The organism is Mycolicibacterium chubuense, from assembly GCF_001044255.1.
Taxonomy (GTDB): Bacteria; Actinomycetota; Actinomycetes; order Mycobacteriales; family Mycobacteriaceae; genus Mycobacterium; species Mycobacterium chubuense.
The window spans coordinates 36,817-53,630 of record NZ_JYNX01000059.1; the positions used below are offsets into that span (position 1 = coordinate 36,817).

The 16,814-nt window shown below is 69.2% G+C and carries 18 protein-coding genes and 1 pseudogene; 12 read left to right on the plus strand and 7 right to left on the minus strand.

Translation table 11 applies throughout. The features are described 5' to 3' along the window. Positions 1 to 19: 19 nt before the first annotated feature. From fabG to MCHUDSM44219_RS20375, 6 genes are read left to right on the plus strand one after another with little or no spacing between them, the layout of a single operon-like run. On the plus strand, positions 20 to 799 hold the full coding sequence (gene fabG, locus MCHUDSM44219_RS20345; RefSeq protein ID WP_048420070.1) for a 3-oxoacyl-ACP reductase FabG: 780 nt from the start codon (positions 20 to 22) through the stop codon (positions 797 to 799). Positions 800 to 853: 54 nt separating this feature from the next. Then, positions 854 to 1,630 carry a GntR family transcriptional regulator gene (locus MCHUDSM44219_RS20350; protein WP_048420071.1) on the plus strand — a complete coding sequence of 259 codons (777 nt, stop codon included), beginning with the start codon at positions 854 to 856 and terminating at the stop codon, positions 1,628 to 1,630. Positions 1,631 to 1,643: 13 nt separating this feature from the next. Further along, a complete protein-coding gene (gene gluQRS, locus MCHUDSM44219_RS20355) occupies positions 1,644 to 2,528 on the plus strand; it encodes a tRNA glutamyl-Q(34) synthetase GluQRS (RefSeq protein WP_048420072.1) in 885 nt (294 codons plus the stop codon). 45 nt (positions 2,529 to 2,573) lie between these two features. Then, positions 2,574 to 4,043, plus strand: coding sequence for an ABC transporter permease subunit (locus MCHUDSM44219_RS29125; RefSeq protein WP_201778164.1), 1,470 nt, complete (start codon positions 2,574 to 2,576; stop codon positions 4,041 to 4,043). Continuing rightward, positions 4,040 to 4,819 (plus strand): amino acid ABC transporter ATP-binding protein, encoded by a 780-nt coding sequence (locus tag MCHUDSM44219_RS20370; RefSeq protein WP_048420073.1) that lies wholly within the window; start codon positions 4,040 to 4,042, stop codon positions 4,817 to 4,819. The genes MCHUDSM44219_RS29125 and MCHUDSM44219_RS20370 overlap by 4 nt, the downstream gene beginning before the upstream one ends. A gap of 25 nt (positions 4,820 to 4,844) precedes the next feature. Next, entirely contained in the window at positions 4,845 to 6,206 is a 1,362-nt protein-coding gene (locus tag MCHUDSM44219_RS20375) for a flavin monoamine oxidase family protein (RefSeq protein ID WP_048420074.1), read from the plus strand. A gap of 6 nt (positions 6,207 to 6,212) precedes the next feature. On the opposite strand, the gene MCHUDSM44219_RS20380 is transcribed toward MCHUDSM44219_RS20375, so the two are convergent. Together MCHUDSM44219_RS20380 and tgt are read right to left on the minus strand one after the other, a co-directional pair. Beyond that, the gene (locus MCHUDSM44219_RS20380; RefSeq protein WP_048420075.1) at positions 6,213 to 7,427 is read right to left on the minus strand and encodes a cytochrome P450; all 1,215 of its coding nucleotides are present in this window, start codon (positions 7,425 to 7,427) and stop codon (positions 6,213 to 6,215) included. A 4-nt stretch (positions 7,428 to 7,431) separates the two neighbouring features. Continuing rightward, positions 7,432 to 8,655, minus strand: coding sequence for a tRNA guanosine(34) transglycosylase Tgt (gene tgt, locus MCHUDSM44219_RS20385; protein ID WP_048420076.1), 1,224 nt, complete (start codon positions 8,653 to 8,655; stop codon positions 7,432 to 7,434). A gap of 57 nt (positions 8,656 to 8,712) precedes the next feature. Between tgt and MCHUDSM44219_RS20390 the strand changes: the two genes are divergently transcribed. Next, a complete protein-coding gene (locus tag MCHUDSM44219_RS20390; RefSeq protein WP_048420077.1) occupies positions 8,713 to 9,156 on the plus strand; it encodes a lipoprotein LpqH in 444 nt (147 codons plus the stop codon). On the opposite strand, the gene MCHUDSM44219_RS20395 is transcribed toward MCHUDSM44219_RS20390, so the two are convergent. Next, positions 9,140 to 10,051 carry a haloalkane dehalogenase gene (locus tag MCHUDSM44219_RS20395; RefSeq protein WP_048420078.1) on the minus strand — a complete coding sequence of 304 codons (912 nt, stop codon included), beginning with the start codon at positions 10,049 to 10,051 and terminating at the stop codon, positions 9,140 to 9,142. The genes MCHUDSM44219_RS20390 and MCHUDSM44219_RS20395 overlap by 17 nt on opposite strands. Positions 10,052 to 10,175: 124 nt before the next feature. Between MCHUDSM44219_RS20395 and MCHUDSM44219_RS20400 the strand changes: the two genes are divergently transcribed. After that, complete coding sequence (locus MCHUDSM44219_RS20400; protein ID WP_048420079.1) at positions 10,176 to 10,637, plus strand: lipoprotein LpqH; 462 nt, start codon at positions 10,176 to 10,178, stop codon at positions 10,635 to 10,637. On the opposite strand, the gene MCHUDSM44219_RS20405 is transcribed toward MCHUDSM44219_RS20400, so the two are convergent. Continuing rightward, positions 10,634 to 10,978 carry a DUF732 domain-containing protein gene (locus MCHUDSM44219_RS20405; RefSeq protein WP_048420080.1) on the minus strand — a complete coding sequence of 115 codons (345 nt, stop codon included), beginning with the start codon at positions 10,976 to 10,978 and terminating at the stop codon, positions 10,634 to 10,636. The genes MCHUDSM44219_RS20400 and MCHUDSM44219_RS20405 overlap by 4 nt on opposite strands. Before the next feature lie 91 nt (positions 10,979 to 11,069). Here MCHUDSM44219_RS20405 and MCHUDSM44219_RS20410 point away from each other — a divergent pair, with 91 nt between their 5' ends. Then, the gene (locus MCHUDSM44219_RS20410; protein WP_048420081.1) at positions 11,070 to 11,447 is read left to right on the plus strand and encodes a hypothetical protein; all 378 of its coding nucleotides are present in this window, start codon (positions 11,070 to 11,072) and stop codon (positions 11,445 to 11,447) included. Here the strand turns inward: MCHUDSM44219_RS20410 and MCHUDSM44219_RS20415 are convergent. Beyond that, positions 11,438 to 12,463, minus strand: coding sequence for an NAD(P)H-dependent amine dehydrogenase family protein (locus MCHUDSM44219_RS20415; protein WP_048420133.1), 1,026 nt, complete (start codon positions 12,461 to 12,463; stop codon positions 11,438 to 11,440). The two genes, MCHUDSM44219_RS20410 and MCHUDSM44219_RS20415, sit on opposite strands and share 10 nt — an antisense overlap. Positions 12,464 to 12,638: 175 nt before the next feature. On the opposite strand from MCHUDSM44219_RS20415, the gene MCHUDSM44219_RS28530 reads away from it, so the two are divergent. The 3 genes from MCHUDSM44219_RS28530 to MCHUDSM44219_RS20430 are packed head-to-tail and all read left to right on the plus strand — an operon-like array spanning position 12,639 to position 15,326. Beyond that, positions 12,639 to 14,354, plus strand: coding sequence for a sensor domain-containing protein (locus tag MCHUDSM44219_RS28530; RefSeq protein WP_131722334.1), 1,716 nt, complete (start codon positions 12,639 to 12,641; stop codon positions 14,352 to 14,354). Between the two features lie 15 nt (positions 14,355 to 14,369). Further along, positions 14,370 to 14,666, plus strand: a complete 297-nt coding sequence (locus MCHUDSM44219_RS20425; protein WP_048420082.1) for a hypothetical protein — start codon at positions 14,370 to 14,372, stop codon at positions 14,664 to 14,666. 6 nt (positions 14,667 to 14,672) lie between these two features. After that, positions 14,673 to 15,326 carry an SGNH/GDSL hydrolase family protein gene (locus MCHUDSM44219_RS20430; RefSeq protein ID WP_048420083.1) on the plus strand — a complete coding sequence of 218 codons (654 nt, stop codon included), beginning with the start codon at positions 14,673 to 14,675 and terminating at the stop codon, positions 15,324 to 15,326. Between the two features lie 9 nt (positions 15,327 to 15,335). Here MCHUDSM44219_RS20430 and MCHUDSM44219_RS20435 read toward each other — a convergent pair. Both MCHUDSM44219_RS20435 and MCHUDSM44219_RS20440 read right to left on the minus strand, forming a co-directional pair. Further along, a pseudogene (locus MCHUDSM44219_RS20435) lies at positions 15,336 to 15,557 on the minus strand (DUF4032 domain-containing protein); the annotation flags it as partial. A 152-nt stretch (positions 15,558 to 15,709) separates the two neighbouring features. After that, the gene (locus MCHUDSM44219_RS20440; protein ID WP_048420085.1) at positions 15,710 to 16,798 is read right to left on the minus strand and encodes an ABC transporter ATP-binding protein; all 1,089 of its coding nucleotides are present in this window, start codon (positions 16,796 to 16,798) and stop codon (positions 15,710 to 15,712) included. Between the last annotated feature and the right edge of the window lie 16 nt (positions 16,799 to 16,814).

Here is a 16,814-nt window from a genome sequence, read left to right on the forward strand (position 1 = left end):
ATCCACCGAAAGGTTCGTCATGTTCACCTCGCTGCAGGGCCGCTCGGCCATCGTGACCGGCGGCAGCAAGGGCATCGGGCGCGGGATCGCCGAGACCTTCGCGCGGGCCGGCATCAACGTCGTCATCACAGGGCGCACCGAGTCCGACATCGAGCGCACGGTGGCGGATCTGGCGGGACTGGCCGGCACCGTGACCGGCGTGGCCGCCGATGTGGCCAGCCCCGAAGACTGCCGGCGCGCGGTGGCCACCGCGACCGAACGCAACGGCGGACTCGACATCGTGTGTGCCAACGCCGGCATCTTCCCGTCGGCGTCGCTGGCCGACATGACCCCCGAAGACCTCGACCGGGTCCTCGGAACCAACGTCAAAGGCACCTTCTACATCGTGCAGGCCGCGATCGACGCGCTGACCGCCAGCGGTCACGGCCGCGTCATCATCACGTCCTCGATCACCGGAACCATCACGGGTTTTCCCGGCTGGTCGCACTACGGCGCCAGCAAGGCCGCGCAGCTGGGGTTCCTGCGCACCGCGGCGATCGAACTGGCGCGCAAGAAGATCACCGTCAACGCGGTGCTGCCAGGCAACATCCTGACCGAGGGGCTCGTCGAGATGGGTGAGCAGTACATGAACCAGATGAAGGCCGCGATCCCCACGGGGACTCTCGGCACCGTCGCCGACGTCGGCAATGCCGCGCTGTTCTTCGCCACCGATGAAGCCGGCTTCATCACCGGCCAGTCGCTGGTCGTCGACGGCGGCCAGATCCTCCCCGAATCGGCCGAGGCGCTTGCCGACCTCTGACGGATACGTACCCTGAATTTGGTCGTACCAATTGCCACGAGCCCAGGAGGTCGGGTGCCCACGCAAACCGAGGACCTGCGGCGCCGGATCGTGGCCGACATCAACGCCGGCGTCCCCGGCGCCAAGCTGGGTAGCGAGCGGGAACTGGCCGAGCGGTACCGCACCAGCCGCTCGAGCCTGCGCCAGGTGCTCGCCGCCCTGGAGGAGGCAGGCCTCATCGACCGGGTGATCGGCCGGGCCGGCGGGATCTTCATCAGCCACGCCCAGGTCCAACGCAGCCTCTCTGACGTCGTCGGGGTGCCCGCGTTCCTGGCCAGCCAGGGCTACGTCGCGGGCACCCGGGTGCTGTCGACCAAGATCGGCGCACCCGACGCCACCACCCAGAACGCGCTCGGCCTCGCCGCCGACGACTTCGTCGTCGAGATCCAGCGGGTCCGCCTCGCCGACGGGTCGCCGATCTCGCTGGAACTGGCCCAGTTTCCCGCCGACGCCTTCCCCGGTCTGCTCGAACAGCAACTCGGCGGCTCGCTCTACGAGATCCTGGAGACGCAGTACGGACTGGTCACCGCACGCGCCGACGAACGCATCGAGGCCGTCAACGCGACGCCCGAGGAGGCAACGCTGCTGGGCATCAAACCGAAATCGGCGCTGCTGTTGATCACCCGGGTCACCTACGACCAGCACGACACCCCGTGCGAGTTCTCCCGCGACCTGTTCCGCGGCGATCGCACCCGGCTGGCCGTCACCGCCCAGGGCCGCGGAATCGGGGTGGCCGCGTCGGTGGCGGCGGCCTCGGTGGCGCTGCAGAGTCAGGGGCGGCGGGCGGTCTGAGGCGAGTGGATTCATGACGAACCCACCCGGCGCGGGCCGGTTCGCGCCGAGCCCGTCGGCGGATCTGCACATCGGCAACCTGCGCACCGCGGTGCTGGCCTGGCTGTTCGCCCGCTCGACCGGGCGGCGCTTCCTGATGCGCGTGGAGGACCTCGACGACCGCACCCACACCGACATCGCCGACCGCCAACTCGCCGACCTGGCCGCACTCGGCGTCACCTGGGACGCGCCGGCCACCCGCCAGACCGAGCATCCACAGCGCTACGACGCCGTGGTCGACACGCTGGCGCGCCGCGGCCTGCTCTACGAATGCTATTGCACCAGAAAGGATATCGCGCAGGCGCCGCGCGCTCCCCACGCCCCTGAGGGAGCCTACCCGGGAACGTGCCGCGACCTCTCCGACACCGAGCGTGCACGACGGCGCGCGGAGACGGGCCGCCCGCCGGCCCTGCGGCTGCGCACCGACACGTCGACCCACACCGTGCGCGACGTGCTGCACGGCGACTACACCGGTCTGGTGGACGACTTCGTGGTGCGCCGCGGCGACGGGGTGCCGGCCTACAACCTCGCGGTGGTCGTCGACGACGCCGCCTCGGGCATCGACCAGGTGGTGCGCGGCGACGACCTGCTGTCCTCGTCGCCGCGCCAGACACACCTCGCACGGCTGCTCGGGCACCCGGAGCCGATCTATGCGCACGTGCCACTGGTCCTCAACGCCGACGGCGCACGGCTGGCCAAGCGGGACGGGGCGGTGACCCTCGCCGAGATCGGGGTGGACCGGGCGCTGGCCCAGATCGCGGACTCGCTGGGGTTCTCCGCGCGCACGGTGGCGGGAATGCTGCCGGAATTCGATCCGGCGCGTCTGCCCCGCGGCCCGTGGGTATACCTGCCCGGGTGAGCAGAACCCTTCTGATCGTCGGCCGGTGTTGCTAGCGTGCGGCCGGTGCATCGACTACGCCGCACGCTGCCGGCGATCCTCCTCCTCGCGGCGCTGATCCTCGCCGGCTGTGCCGGCTCCTCCGGTGGGGGTGACACCCCCATCAAGTCCGCCGGCGTCCTGCGCGTCGGCACCGAGGGGGTCTACTCCCCGTTCTCCTACCACGACGCCACCGGCCAGCTCGTCGGCTACGACGTCGACGTGGCCCGCGCCGTCGCCGACAAGATCGGCGTCACCGTGGAGTTCGTCGAGACGCCGTGGGACTCGATGTTCGCCGCCCTGGAGGCCAACCGGTTCGACGTGGTCGCCAACGAAGTGACGATCAACGACGAGCGCAAGGCGAAATACGATCTCTCGCAGCCGTATTCGATCGGCGAGGGCGTGATCGTCACCCGCGCGGACGACAACTCCATCACCTCGCTGGACGACCTCAAGGGCAAGGTCGCCGCCGAGAACGCCACCAGCAACTGGTCGGAGGTCGCCCGCAAGGCCGGCGCCCGGGTGGAGTCGGTCGAGGGCTTCACGCAGGCGATCACGCTGCTCAGCCAGGGCCGCGTCGACGTCGTTATCAACGACAGCATCGCGGTGTACGCCTATCTCGCCGAGACCAAGGACTCCTCGGTCAAGATCGCCGGCACCGTCGGGGAGAAGAGCGAGCAGGGCTTCGCGGCCCGCAAGGACAGCGGCATGCTGCCCGAACTGAACGCCGCCCTGGATGAACTACGCGCCGACGGCACGCTCGCCGCGATCTCGCAGAAGTATCTGAACGCCAACGCCTCCGGCGCCCCGGAGGCGGCCGATGCGAAGCCCGGCCGGTCGACGTGGCAACTGATCGGCGAGAACCTCTGGCCGCTGGCCCGCGCCGCGCTGACCATGACGATCCCGCTGACCATCATCAGCTTCGCCCTCGGTCTGGTGATCGCGCTGGCGGTGGCGCTGGCGCGACTGTCGTCGAACGTCGTCGCGAGCAACGTCGCCCGGTTCTACATCTCGGTGATCCGCGGGACGCCGCTGCTGGTGCAACTGTTCATCGTGTTCTTCGCGCTGCCGCAGTTCGGGGTGAGGATCGATCCGTTCCCGGCCGCGGTGATCGCGTTCTCGCTCAACGTCGGTGGCTATGCCGCCGAGATCATCCGATCGGCGATCCAGAGCATCCCGAAGGGCCAGTGGGAGGCCGCGCAGACCATCGGCCTGGACTACACCGGCACGCTGCGCCGGATCATCCTGCCCCAGGCCGCCCGGGTGGCCGTGCCGCCGCTGTCGAACACGTTGATCTCGCTGGTCAAAGACACCTCCCTGGCGTCGACGATCCTGGTGACCGAACTCCTGCGACAGGCGCAGATCATCGCGGCACCCACGTTCGAGTTCTTCGCCCTGTACGGCACGGCGGCCGTGTACTACTGGGTGATCTGCCTGGTGCTGTCGTTCGGTCAAGCCAGGATCGAACGCCGACTGGAGAGGTATGTGGCGAAGTGACCGAGCAGCCCACCGAGAGCCGGCGCGAGAACCGGATCGTCGCCGACGGCGTACGCAAGTCCTTCGGGCCGCTCGAGGTGCTCAAGGGCGTCTCGTTCACCGTGCCCCGCGGCTCGGCGACCACGATCATCGGTCCGTCCGGGTCGGGGAAGACCACGCTGCTGCGGGCACTGAACGCGCTCGACACCCCCGATGCCGGCGTCATCGCGGTCGGTGACGTCGAGATCGACTTCTCCGGCCCCGTCACCAAGGACCAATTGCGGCGCTACCGGGCCCAGAGCGGTTTCGTGTTCCAGTCGCACAATCTGTTCCCGCACAAGACGGTGCTGCAGAACGTCACCGAGGGACCGGTGATCGCGCAGAAGCGGCCCCGCGAGGAGGCCGAGGCCGAGGCGGTGCAACTGCTCGAGCAGGTCGGGCTGGCCGACAAGCGGGACCAGTACCCGTTCCAGCTGTCCGGCGGCCAGCAGCAGCGCGTCGGCATCGCCCGCGCGCTGGCGATGAAACCGAAGGTGGTGTTGTTCGACGAGCCGACCTCGGCGCTGGATCCCGAGCTCGTCGGAGAGGTTCTCGCGGTCATCCGCGACCTGGCTGTCGAGGGCTGGACCCTGGTGATCGTCACCCACGAGATCCAATTCGCCAAGCAGGTTTCCGACCAGGTGCTGTTCACCGACCAGGGTGTGATCCTCGAGCAGGGGCCGCCCGCGGCGGTGATCGGAGATCCGCAGCACGAGCGCACCCGGCAGTTCCTGCAGAGAATTCTCAACCCGCTGTAGCGGGCACCGTGAGAGGGTGTGCTGCATGGCAGTACACGAGGCCGACGTCATCATCGTCGGTGCCGGCATCTCCGGGTTGATCGCGGCGCGCACCGTCCTCGCGGCGGGTCTGACCCCACTGATCCTCGAGGCCGACGAGCGGGTCGGCGGGCGGATCCTCACCGAGGAGGTGCTGCCCGGCCTCCCCGTCGAGATCGGCGCGCAATGGATCGGCGACACGCATCACCGGATGTTCGCGCTGGCAGACGAACTCGGTGTCGAGACCTATCCGCAGTACGACGAGGGCGAGACGTCCTACCAGCTGGCAGGGTCGCCGGTACTGCGGCAGAACGACTTTCACCGCCGCTTCGGCGACGAACTGGCCGAGCTCACCAAGGTGCTGCGGCTACTCGACGAATTGGCGGCCGAGGTACCGCCCGAGGCGCCGTGGCGGGCGCCGCGCGCCGAAGAGTGGGACGCGATCACCGCGGGTGCGTGGTACGACGGGCAGGGCCTGTCACCGGTCGCCCGGACGCTGCTCGAGATCTGCACCGTCGGGATTCTCGCGGTGCCGACCGTCGAGGTGTCGTTCCTGCACCTGCTGTTCACGATCCAGACGTGCGGGGTCACCGCGGAACTGTTCGCCGAGTCCGAGGGCGGTGCGCAGACCACCCGTTTCGTGGGCGGCACGGCCGAGATCCCGAACCGGTTGGCGGCGCTGGTCGAAAGCCATCTGGTGCTCGACGCGCCCGTGCAGGAGATCGAGCACACCGCCGACAGCGTGACCGTTCGGTGCCGCGGCGGCCGGACCGCCCGAGCGCGGCGCGTCATCATCGCGATCTCCCCGATGCTGGCCGGGCGCATCATGTACGACCCGCCGCTGTCCGGCTACCGCGACCAGCTCACCCAGCGGATGCCCAATTCCGCAGCGATGAAGGCGTTCTTCGTCTACGACGAACCCTTCTGGCGGACAGACGGTTTGAACGGGCAGCTGATCTCCGACGTCGGGCCCGCCCGGATGTCCAACGACACCTGTCTCCCCGGCGACGACCACGGGGTGATCCTGATGTTCCTCGAAGGCGAACAGGCACGCACCCACGGCCACTGGTCGCAGGAGGAGCGGCGTGCCGCGCTCACCGCGGAACTGGTACGCCACTACGGCGACAAGGCCGCCCGTCCGATCGCCTACGTCGACGGCGAGTGGGGCAGCCGCCAATGGACCCGCGGCTGCTACAACGCGAACTGCGGACCGCTGGTGTGGACCACGTACGGATCCGCGCTCGCCGAGCCCATCGGCGTCATCCACTGGGCGTCGACCGACACCGCGACGCAGTGGAGCGCCTACATGGAGGGTGCGGTCGAGGCCGGTGAGCGCGCCGCCCGGGAAGTGATCGAGGCGCTGAGCTAGCCTGCGTCACAACGTGATCGGCAACTCCGTCATGCCCCGCAGCGTGACGTTGGGCTTGTAGCCGGGGTCGGCCGCCAGGGTCGCGCCAGGAAAGCGGGCCGTCAACGCGGTCAGCGCCACGGTGGCCTCCAGCCGGGCCAGCGGCGCGCCGATGCAGAAGTGCGGCCCCTTGCCGAACCCGAGGTGGCGGATCGACGGCCGATCCGGATCGAAATCGTCGGGCCGCTCGACCGCCACGGGATCACGGTGGGCAGCAGCCAGCAGCAGCAACATGTTGTCCCCCCGAGGGATTCGCACACCGCCGATGGTCATGTCCTCCCCCGCGATCCTGCCGATCAACTGCACCGGCGGGTCGTGGCGCAACGTCTCTTCGATCACCACGGCGGCACGGCCCGGGTCGGCGGCCAGCGCCGCCCACTGATCCGGGTGGCGCAGCAGCGCCAGGATCGCGTTGGCGATCAGGTTCACCGTGGTCTCGTGGCCCGCGACCAACAGCAGATTGCACGTCGCGACGATCTCGTCCTCGGTCAGGACGTCCCCGGACTCCTCCACCCCGATCAGCGCCGACATCAGGTCCTCGTGCGGCTCGCGCCGCCGCCGTGCGATCAGCTCGCGCAGGTAGTCCCGCAGCCACAGACCGGCCTGCAGCCGCTCCTCGGCGCCGTCGCCGGCAGCCCCGGTGATGGTGAGGAACGGGTCGAGGGACTGGGCGAGCAGCGCCGACGCCGCGCGAAACTCTGGCTCGTCCTCGACGGGCACACCGAGCAGACGGCAGATCACCGCGACGGGTAGCGGGTAGGCCAACCCGCTGATCGCGTCGAACGGACTCGCCGCCTCGCCGAGCAGGGTGTCGACCAGCCCGGCGATGTCGGGTTCGAGCGCCTTGACCACCTTCGGGACGAACGCCTTGCTCACCAGGCGGCGCAACCGGGTGTGGTCGGGCGGGTCGAGGAACAGGAAGCCGGGCGGCCCGAACGGGCGGGGCGCGGCGCCCTGGGCGATCGCCCGCTGCGCGACCGTGGACTTGAGCCGGTCGCTGCAGGCCGCCGGATGGCGCAGCACCTCGTCGCAGTCGGCGTAGGAGGAGAACACCGTCAGGTTGTTGTCGGGCAGCTGCAGCGGGCCGCGCTCCCGGATCGCGGTGTACAGCGGGTACGGATCGGCGCGGTGGGCCGGGTCGAGCAGCTGCATCAGCAGTGCCTGCGCCGTCGCGGTGGTCATCTCCCTATTGTGCGGAGGTCACCTCGGAGGCACCGTAGTACCGGCCCAGCACGTGGTCGCGCAGGTCGTCGAACCGGCCGGCGAGGATCGCCGCGCGGATGTCGTCGACGAGACGGACGACGAAGCGCTCGTTGTGGATCGTGGCCAGCGTCGAGGCCAGGATCTCCTTGGCCTTGAACAGATGGTGCAGGTAGGCACGGGTGTAGTGGGCGCAGGTGTAGCAATCGCACTCAGGGTCGATCGGGGTGAAGTCCCGGCGGTAGCGCGATCCGGTGATGTTGAACCGGCCGGTGTGGGTGTACACCGCCGCGTTGCGCGCCACCCGCGACGGCGACACGCAGTCGAAGGTGTCCGCGCCCGCCGCGACGGCGGCGAACAGATCGTCAGGCTCGCTGATACCCAGGAGGTGGCGCGGTTTGTCGGCGGGCAGCTCGCTGCTGACCCAGCCGACGATGGTGGCCAGGTTCTGCTTCTCCAGCGCGCCCCCGATGCCGTAGCCGTCGAAGCCGTTCCCGTGCGCGTCGACGATCTCGGTCAGGCCGCGCGCGGCCTGCCGCCGCAGGTCCTCGTACTGGGCGCCCTGCACCACCCCGAACAGCGCCTGTGTCGGCTTGTCCGGCCGCATCGCGGTGAGCCGGCGGTGCTCGGCCAGGCAGCGCACGGCCCACTCGTGGGTGCGCTGCACCGACCTCTCCTGGTAGCCGCGGGTGTTCACCAGCGTGGTGAGCTCGTCGAACGCGAAGATGATGTCGGCGCCGAGCTGATGCTGGATGCCGATCGAGACCTCGGGGGTGAAGCGGTGCGTCGACCCGTTCAGATGCGACCGGAACGTCACCCCGTCGTCGTCGACATGGGCGAGCCGCTCCTTGCCGTCGGCGATGACATCGTCGGCCTGCACCCGGGCGGTGTCCATCGCCAGCACCTTCTTGAACCCGACGCCCAGCGACATCACCTGGAATCCGCCGCTGTCGGTGAAGGTGGGCCCGGGCCAGTTCATGAACGCGCCCAGTCCCCCGGCCTCCTCGACGATGTCGGGCCCGGGCTGCAGGTAGAGGTGATAGGCGTTCGCCAGAATAGCTTGTGCACCAAGCTGTTTCATGGAATCCGGCAGCACCGCCTTGACGGTGGCCTGGGTGCCGACCGCGATGAACGCCGGAGTGGCGATGTCCCCGTGCGGCGTGTGGATCACACCTGCGCGGCCCAGGCTCCCGGGCAGCTCTGCCTCCACTCGAAAGAACGGATCGCTGATATCGGGGGCCGCCACGTCGTAGATTCTCCCATTGTGATGATCCGACGAGCTTCGGCCGCCATGGTGGGCGCAGCCGCCCTCGCGGCGGTGGCCGGCTGTTCGTCGTCGCCGCCGGACTATCGACCGCCGGCCGGCCAACTCGTGGCGGGCACCGCGCAGGTGACCGTCAACGGTCAGGACGTCGGCACCACCGAAGCCGTGCAGTGCACACCCGCGGGCACGATGACGACGATCAGCACCGGCGACGCCGGCAGCGGCGTCTCGGCCGTGGTGTCGAACGCCGACGCGCTGACGGTGCGCGCGGTCGGGATCCGTGACCTCGGCGGGTTCACCGGCAGCTACAACGAAGGGCTCGGCGGGAAGGCGGCGGTGACGATGAGCGGCCGCACCTACGAGATCACCGGCACCGCGGACGGCTTCGCCACCGACAACCCGAGCTTCCGCACGTCGGGCACCTTCGCGATCAGGGTGTCCTGCTGAGGAACGCGACGATCGCCGCGGCGAGTTCCTCGCCGGCGTCCTCCTGGAGGAAGTGACCGGCCTTGCCGATCACCGGGTGCTCCACACCGGCCGCGCCGGGCAGCGCCGCGGAGAAGATCGGCGCCATCGCGCCGGTGATCGGATCGCCGTCGCTGAACGCCACCAGCACCGGCGTCGTCCTGCCGGTCAGCGCCTTCCATGCGGCGCGGTTGGCCTCCGAGGCCGGGTCGTCGGGGGTGGTGGGGACGAGCAGGGGCATCGCCCGCGGACCGGCCAGGTAGGTCGGGTCCGGGAACGGTGCGTCATAGGCCGCACAGATGGCGTCGTCGACCGGGCGCACGCAGCCGGCCCGCACGTAGTCGCTGACCCGCAGTTCGGGGTTGGCCTCCACCGACCGGCGGAACTGCCACCACACCTCGGGCATCGGGTGGTCCCCGGTCGGCAGCCCGGTGTTGGCGACGACGAGCCGCGCGAACACGTCGGGGTTCTCCGCCGCGACGCGCAGCCCGATGAGCCCGCCCCAGTCCTGGCCGACCAGCGTGGCGCCCCGCAGCCCGAGCACGTCGACGACGAGCGCGCGGATCCACCCGACGTGGCGGGCGTAGCTGTGGTCCTCGACCTCGGTGGGCTTGTCGGACCGGCCGAAGCCGACAAGGTCGGGGCAGATGACGCGGCGCCCGGCCGCGGCGAGGATCGGGATCATCCGCCGGTACAGGTAGGACCACGTCGGCTCGCCGTGCAACATCAGCACCGGGTCGCCGTCGGCGGGCCCGTCCTCCACCCATGCGATGCGCAGGGTGGCCCCGTCACCGTCGGGGATGTCGGTGTATCGCGGCGGGTAGTCGAAGCCGGGCAGATCGGCGAACCGGTCCTCCGGTGTTCGCAACGTCTTCATCTCAGCCACCTTCCGCGCTCGTCACATTTTCGTAATTTGGCTAACCCGGGCGAGGGCGCCACCCATACTGCTGGAGATGATCCGCCGGTGTTGACGGATCACACGACACAAAAGGAGAACCGTGGTGAAGCGTGAAATCCTGGTCGCCGTCGGCGGCGCAGCGATCATCATCGCCGGCCTGTCGGGCTGTTCCTCGGAGAAGAAGTCCGAGACCTCTGGGGAGACCTCGTCGGCCGCCGCAGCCGAAGGCAAGACGACCGTCACCATCGACGGCACAGATCAGGAGATCCAGGGCAACGTCGTCTGCTCGGACATGGGCGGCAACACGAACATCGCGATCGGCAACGCCAGCACCGGCATCGGCGCCGTCGTCAGCTCCGGCGACAGCCCCTCGGTGGTATCGGTGGGCCTCGGCAACGTCAACGGCGTGACGCTGGGCTACCAGAGCGGCGCGGGTCAGGGCGAAGCCAAGGTCGAGAAGAACGACAAGACCTACAAGATCTCCGGCACCGCCACGGGCGTGGACATGGCCAACCCGATGCAGCCGGTCAACAAGCCCTTCGAGATCGAGGTGAGCTGCCCCTAGCTGGGGATGTAGCCGGCGGCCGACTGCCGCAGTTGCCAGATCTGCGCGGGGCACAGCTCGTTGACGGCCTGATTGATCAGGTAGGCGCCCTGGTAGTAATCGGCGGTGCGGAAGTCGGCCTTCACCTGGTTGACCAGATCGGCATAGCTCGTCTTCGCGGCCACCCGGTCGCAGATGCTGCGACCGTAGCCGAGCGCGGCGTCGGCGTTGGGGAAGTTGTACCCGGGCCGCACCGTGACGTTCACGAGATAGGCCACCACGTCGGCGCCGGCCGGGGCCGCGCCGAACAGGGCACCCACCCCGAGCACCACCCCCGTCACCGCACTCACCAGCGCCTTCATGGTCGGTCACCCTACGCGCTGCGGGCCGATGTCGCGGCAATGCCGGCAAACTCCGCTCATGATCGCGGGGCGACGATCTAGGCTCGTGCCCATGAAGCGCAGTGGTGTGGTCGCGTTCGCGGGTGGTCTGCTCGTCGCTCCGTTGCTCGGACTCGGTGTCGGCTCCGCCGCGGCGTCCCCCGGGGCCTGCGACGACGCGGGCTGTGTTCCGTATGTGGACCGGGGTGTTCAGGCCGGCGGCGAGTGCAACCAGGGCACCCGGTACAACTTCGGACTGGACGCCGGCGGCAACACGCTGGCGTGCAGCTCGAAGGGAGCATGGGTGTCATCGCCGCCCCTGACCGGGGTGCGCCTGCTGCGCTCCCCCTGCGGCGACGCGACGGGCGTGGCGCAGACGCCCGACGGCGTGCCACTGAAGTGCTCCGGCGGCGCGTGGACTGCCGACTACTGGGTGATGTTCTACGGCTGAGCGTCGAAGGCCCGCGCGTTGCGGATCAGCGGCAGCGTCGCCGTCGTCGCGAAACCGACCGGGGCCCGGCAGATCTCGGGCACGGCGTTGAGCACCTGCATCGCGGTGGCTACGTTCGCCGACCGCACGTGCTCGGCCATGCTCGCCGGGCGGCTGAAGCTGGCCAGCGAGACGAAGTGCGCCTGCATCGACGGGTCGCCCTCGATCGTCAGCGTCCAGCCGTGCCGGGGGCTGGGCCAGTGGCCGGGGTACTCACCACCGACCGTCCACAACGTCTCGATCTCGACACGGGGCACACCGGCGCGGCGGCCGACCCAGTTCCAGCGCTGTCCGGCGGTGGTCCCCGCGTCCAGCCGGTACTCGAAGATCTGGTGATCCTGTTGCGCGGCAACGGCTTCCACGGTCGCGGTGACATCGTCGAGGTCCACTCCGAGCGCGTCACCGATCATCCACACCTGCTCGACGAAGATCGAGCTGTTGAACGCCAGGAAGTCCGTGGCCGTCGGACTGATCGATTCCACCGGCTGCCCGAAAGCCATGTTGTCGAACGTGATTCCGGTGCTCTCGTAGACCGACCAGTCGGCTCGTTCGCACAGCGTGATCTTCTCGATCCGCCGGCTCATGCCCGACAACGCAAGCGGAAGCACTCCGGACAGATTGCCGGGGTTCAGCCCGCTGCCGTGCACGGAGGTGCCGCCCAGTTCGCAGGCGGCGAGCACCCGGTCCCGGTCGGCCGGCGCCATGCGGCGCGGATGGAACATGAAGGCGGTCGTGGCGACGTTCTTGCCGCTGGCCAGCAGTGCGCACACCTCGTCGACCCGCGCGGTGCGCGGCGTGTAGAGCACGCAGTCGGCTTCCACCGCGAGGATCTCCTCGACGTCGGTGGTGGCCGCGACACCGACCGGGTCCCGTCCGGCCAGGACGCCGACGTCGACGCCGTTCTTGTCCTCGGAGTAGACCCTGGCCCCGACGAGGTGCAGATCGTCGCGACGTCGATCGAGGATCGCGGTCAGCATCTCGGTCCCGACAGCGCCTGTGCCCCACTGGATCACCCGATACACCCCGCGGACGGTAGCACCGCCGGCACCCACGGCCGGCAGGTTCTTACGGACCGATGACAAATCACCGTCGCCGGCAGGTCATTGCGGTGTCAAAGAAACGCGGAAGCGGTCCGGGGTGTACTCAGTAAGGGTGACTGACGAGGCGGCACGCGCCGTGGCGGCAGCAGGGGCGGTGGGACTGACGGTCGGACCCGGTGAAGTGGCCGGACTGGTCGTGCAGTCCGCAGAGGGCGTCATCGAGGCGGCCACCCCTGAAGCCGAGGACATCCTGGGACTGTCGCTGGCTCAGATGCTGGGCCGGGGCTCGGCGGACCCCCGGTGGGCCGCGGTCGACGTGCACGGCGTAGCGCTCCGGCCGCAGGACCATCCCGCGCTCCAGGCGCTGGCGACCGGCCGACCGGTGCGCGGCGCGGTGCTCGGCGTGCACCGTCCCGGCCGCGACCGCGCCGGCGAGCATGTCTGGCTGCGGGTGGACAGCGTGCCGTTCAACGTCGTCGACGGCGCCGCCCGCAACGTGGTGGTGCGCTTCGCCGTGGTGTCCGGTCAGCAGGCCACCGAGCTCCGGCTGGCCGAATCCGAACGGCTGTACCGCTTCCTGATCGACCACGCTCCCGACGTCGTCGCCTGGCAGCTCGTCGACACGACGTTCCTGTGGGTGTCGCCGGCCGTGCAGACGATCCTCGGGTATTCGCCCGAAGACCTCGTGGGCCGGACCGCGTACGCGTTCATGCACCCCGACGACGAGTCGACGGCACGAGCCACCGAGTGGTTCGATCCCGCCGCGGCGGCGCCGGCGCCGATGCTGCTGCGGATGCGGCACAGCGACGGCCGCTACCGGTGGATGGAGGTCGCCGGGCAGCTGGTGCGCGATGCGGACGGGGCGCCGGCCCAGTTGCGCACCTCGTGGCGCGACGTGACGGCGCGGGTGAAGGCCGAACAGGATCGGGATGCGGCCGTGCAGCTCGTGCAGTCGGTGGTGGCCAACTCACCGATCGGCATCGCGGTGTCGGACGGCACCGGGGTGCTCGAACAGGTCAACGAAGCGCTGTGCTCGATGCTCGGTTGCGCGTCCGACCAGCTGCTCGGGCACCGCGTCGCCGAGTTCGTCCACCCCGACGACTCCTGCCCGGACGGCAGTGCGCAGCTGCTCAGCGGTGCGCTGACAGCACACGAGTCGGAATGCCGGTATCTGCGTCCGGACGGTACGGCGATGTGGGGGCACCGCACCACGATGGTGCTGCGCGGCGGAGACACCGATGACGGCGCCCGTCTGTTGATCCACCTCCAGGACGTCACGGCCCGCCGCCTCGCCTACGACGAACTCCGCCACGCCGCGACCCACGATCCACTGACCGGACTGGCCAACCGGGTGGCGTTCGACGCGCACCTGGCGTCGACCCGTGACGACGGGGCGCCGGAGGACTGCAACGGTCTGCTGTTCATCGACCTCGACGATTTCAAGACCGTCAACGACACCCACGGCCACGAGGTCGGCGACGAGTTGTTGACCATCGTCGCCGACCGCATCCGTGGCTCGATCCGCCCGCAGGACTTCGCGGCCCGGATGGGCGGGGACGAGTTCGTGGTGCTGTGCCTGCGCCTGCCGGACCACCGGACGGCGGTGGGCATCGCCGAGCGCATCGTCGAGGCGCTGGCGACCCCGTTCACGGTGGGCGCGCTGACGATCAGCATCTCGGCGAGCGTCGGGGTCACCACCGGCAGCGGCGAAGACCGCCGAAACCTGATGACATCGGCCGACCGCGCCATGTACCGGGCAAAACAGGCCGGCCGCGGGGTGGTCACGCACCTGACATCCGCAGGTGACCATCAGTGTTCGTCCGCGTAGGGCAGACTTTCGGGCATGGACAGTGACGGCGACTACGACGACGCAGGCCCCGACAACACCCTCGGACCGAGCGAGTCCCTCGACTCCGACGAGGTGCGCAACGACGACGGCGACTCCGTCGTCGACCCGCCCGACGAGTGGATCGAGGCCGAAGAGGACGAGACCCTCGACGAGAAGCTGGCCGCCGAGGTGCCCGACGTGCTGCCCGCCGGCGCGCCCGACGAGGTTCGACCCGACCGCCGCACCCTCGGGCAGATCGACGGAACCCCCGAAGACGGCGAGTCCTTCTACACCGTCCTCGACGACGAGTGAATCACCATGCCGGACAAGAGGATTCTCTGCTTCGGTGACTCGCTGACCTGGGGCTGGGTGCCCGTCGCCGACGGGATGCCCACCGAGCGGTTCCCGCGCGACCGACGGTGGACCGGAGTGCTCGCCGATCAGCTGGGCGACGGACATGTCGTCATCGAGGAAGGTCTGTCGGCCCGCACCACGAACATCGACGACCCGACCGACCCCCGGCTGAACGGGGCGGCATACCTGCCGTCGTGTCTGGCCAGCCATCTGCCGCTGGATCTGGTGATCCTCATGCTGGGCACCAACGACACCAAGGCGAACTTCCACCGCACCCCGCTCGACATCGCGCTCGGGATGTCGCTTCTGGTGACGCAGGTGCTGACCAGTGCGGGCGGGGTCGGCACCGCCTACCCGGCACCGCAGGTGCTGGTGATGGCGCCGCCTCCGCTGGCGCCGACCCCGCATCCGTGGTTCCAGCTCATCTTCGGCGGCAGCCAGGAGAAGACGGCGCAGCTGGGGCAGGTGTACAGCGCGATGGCCAGTTTCGTGAAGGTGCCGTTCTTCGACGCCGGCTCGGTGATCTCCACCGACGGCGTAGACGGCGTGCACTTCACCGAGCAGAACAACCACGATCTGGGGGTCGCGCTCAGCGAGCAGGTGCGCGGCCTCCTCTAGGCGCGGATCTCAGTCGTCGTCGAGGCTGAGTACGGCAAACGGCGCCGTCGGTATCTCGGCGATGGCCATTGTCGCGGCCGAATCAACCGGGACGACTTGGCGGGTGAGCGCCGCGAGCGCTGCGGTCGTGCCGACGTCGCGTCCGACATCTTCGCTGAGAAGCCAACGCACCTCGAGCAGATCGCAGTAGGCCTGGATGGGAGTCCCCGTGTGATCACGTGCGGCATGGGCGAGTTGTTCGGAGGCGGCGAGCCGCCGCAGGACGTCGTACTCCTTCACCGCCACCCGCGGAGGCATGTCCTTGACTGCCCACAGATGACCGTCAGCGTCGACGAACTTCACCAGGTGGCGGCTTCGCCCCAAGCCTGCGGAGCGCCCGCATGTCAGTTGAGGCGTTCGCCCGACTTCGGGTCGAAGAGGTGCACCGCCCCCTCGGGATGCCTACGGAGGCGCACCGTATCGGCCAGTCTGGGCGCCGTGCGCGGATTGCAGCGTGCCACCAGTTCCACACCGCTCGAGCCCGAACCCGCGTGCGTATAGACGAATGCCTCACTTCCGAGATCCTCGACCAGGTCGACGACGACCTCGGCGCCACCGGACTCGGTGATTTCGAGTTGCTCGGGCCGTATGCCGACGGTGACCTCGGTGAGCCCTGCCCCCGAGAGGATCGACATCTGATCGCGCTCGAGTTCGAACACCGAGTCGCCAACGCGAACACCGTTGTCCACCACCGACGCGGTGAACAGGTTCATGGCCGGCGATCCAATGAAGCCCGCGACGAAGGCGTTGGCCGGACGGTCGTAGAGCTCGTTCGGCGCGGCGAACTGCTGCAGTTTGCCGCCTTTGAGCACCGCCACGCGGTCCCCCATCGTCATCGCCTCGACCTGGTCGTGGGTGACGTAGACCGTCGTGGTCCCCAACCGCCGCTGCAGGGCGGCGATCTGGGTACGGGTCTGCACACGCAGCTTGGCGTCGAGATTCGACAACGGCTCGTCCATGCAGAACACCTGTGGCTCACGGACGATGGCACGTCCCATGGCGACCCGCTGCCGCTGACCGCCCGAGAGCTTGGCGGGCTTGCGGTCGAGGAACTCGGTGAGGTCGAGCACCTTGGCGGCTTCCTCGACCTTCCTGCGCCTCTCGTCAGCCGGCACGCCCCGCAGTTTCAGTGCGAAGCCCATGTTCTCGGCGACCGTCTTGTTGGGATACAGCGCGTAGTTCTGGAACACCATCGCGATGTCGCGGTCCTTGGATGGCACACCCGTCATGTCCTTGCCACCGATCTCGATGGCGCCCTCGTCGATGTCCTCCAGGCCGGCGAGCATCCGCAGCGCAGTGCTCTTGCCGGAACCGGACGGCCCCACCAGGACGACGAACTCGCCGTCCTGGATGTCGAGATTGAGGTTGTCGACCGCGAGCTTGTCGGAGCCCTCGTAGATGCAGGTCGCGTTCTTGTAGGTGATCGATGCCATGTGTCTAGCTCTCTAT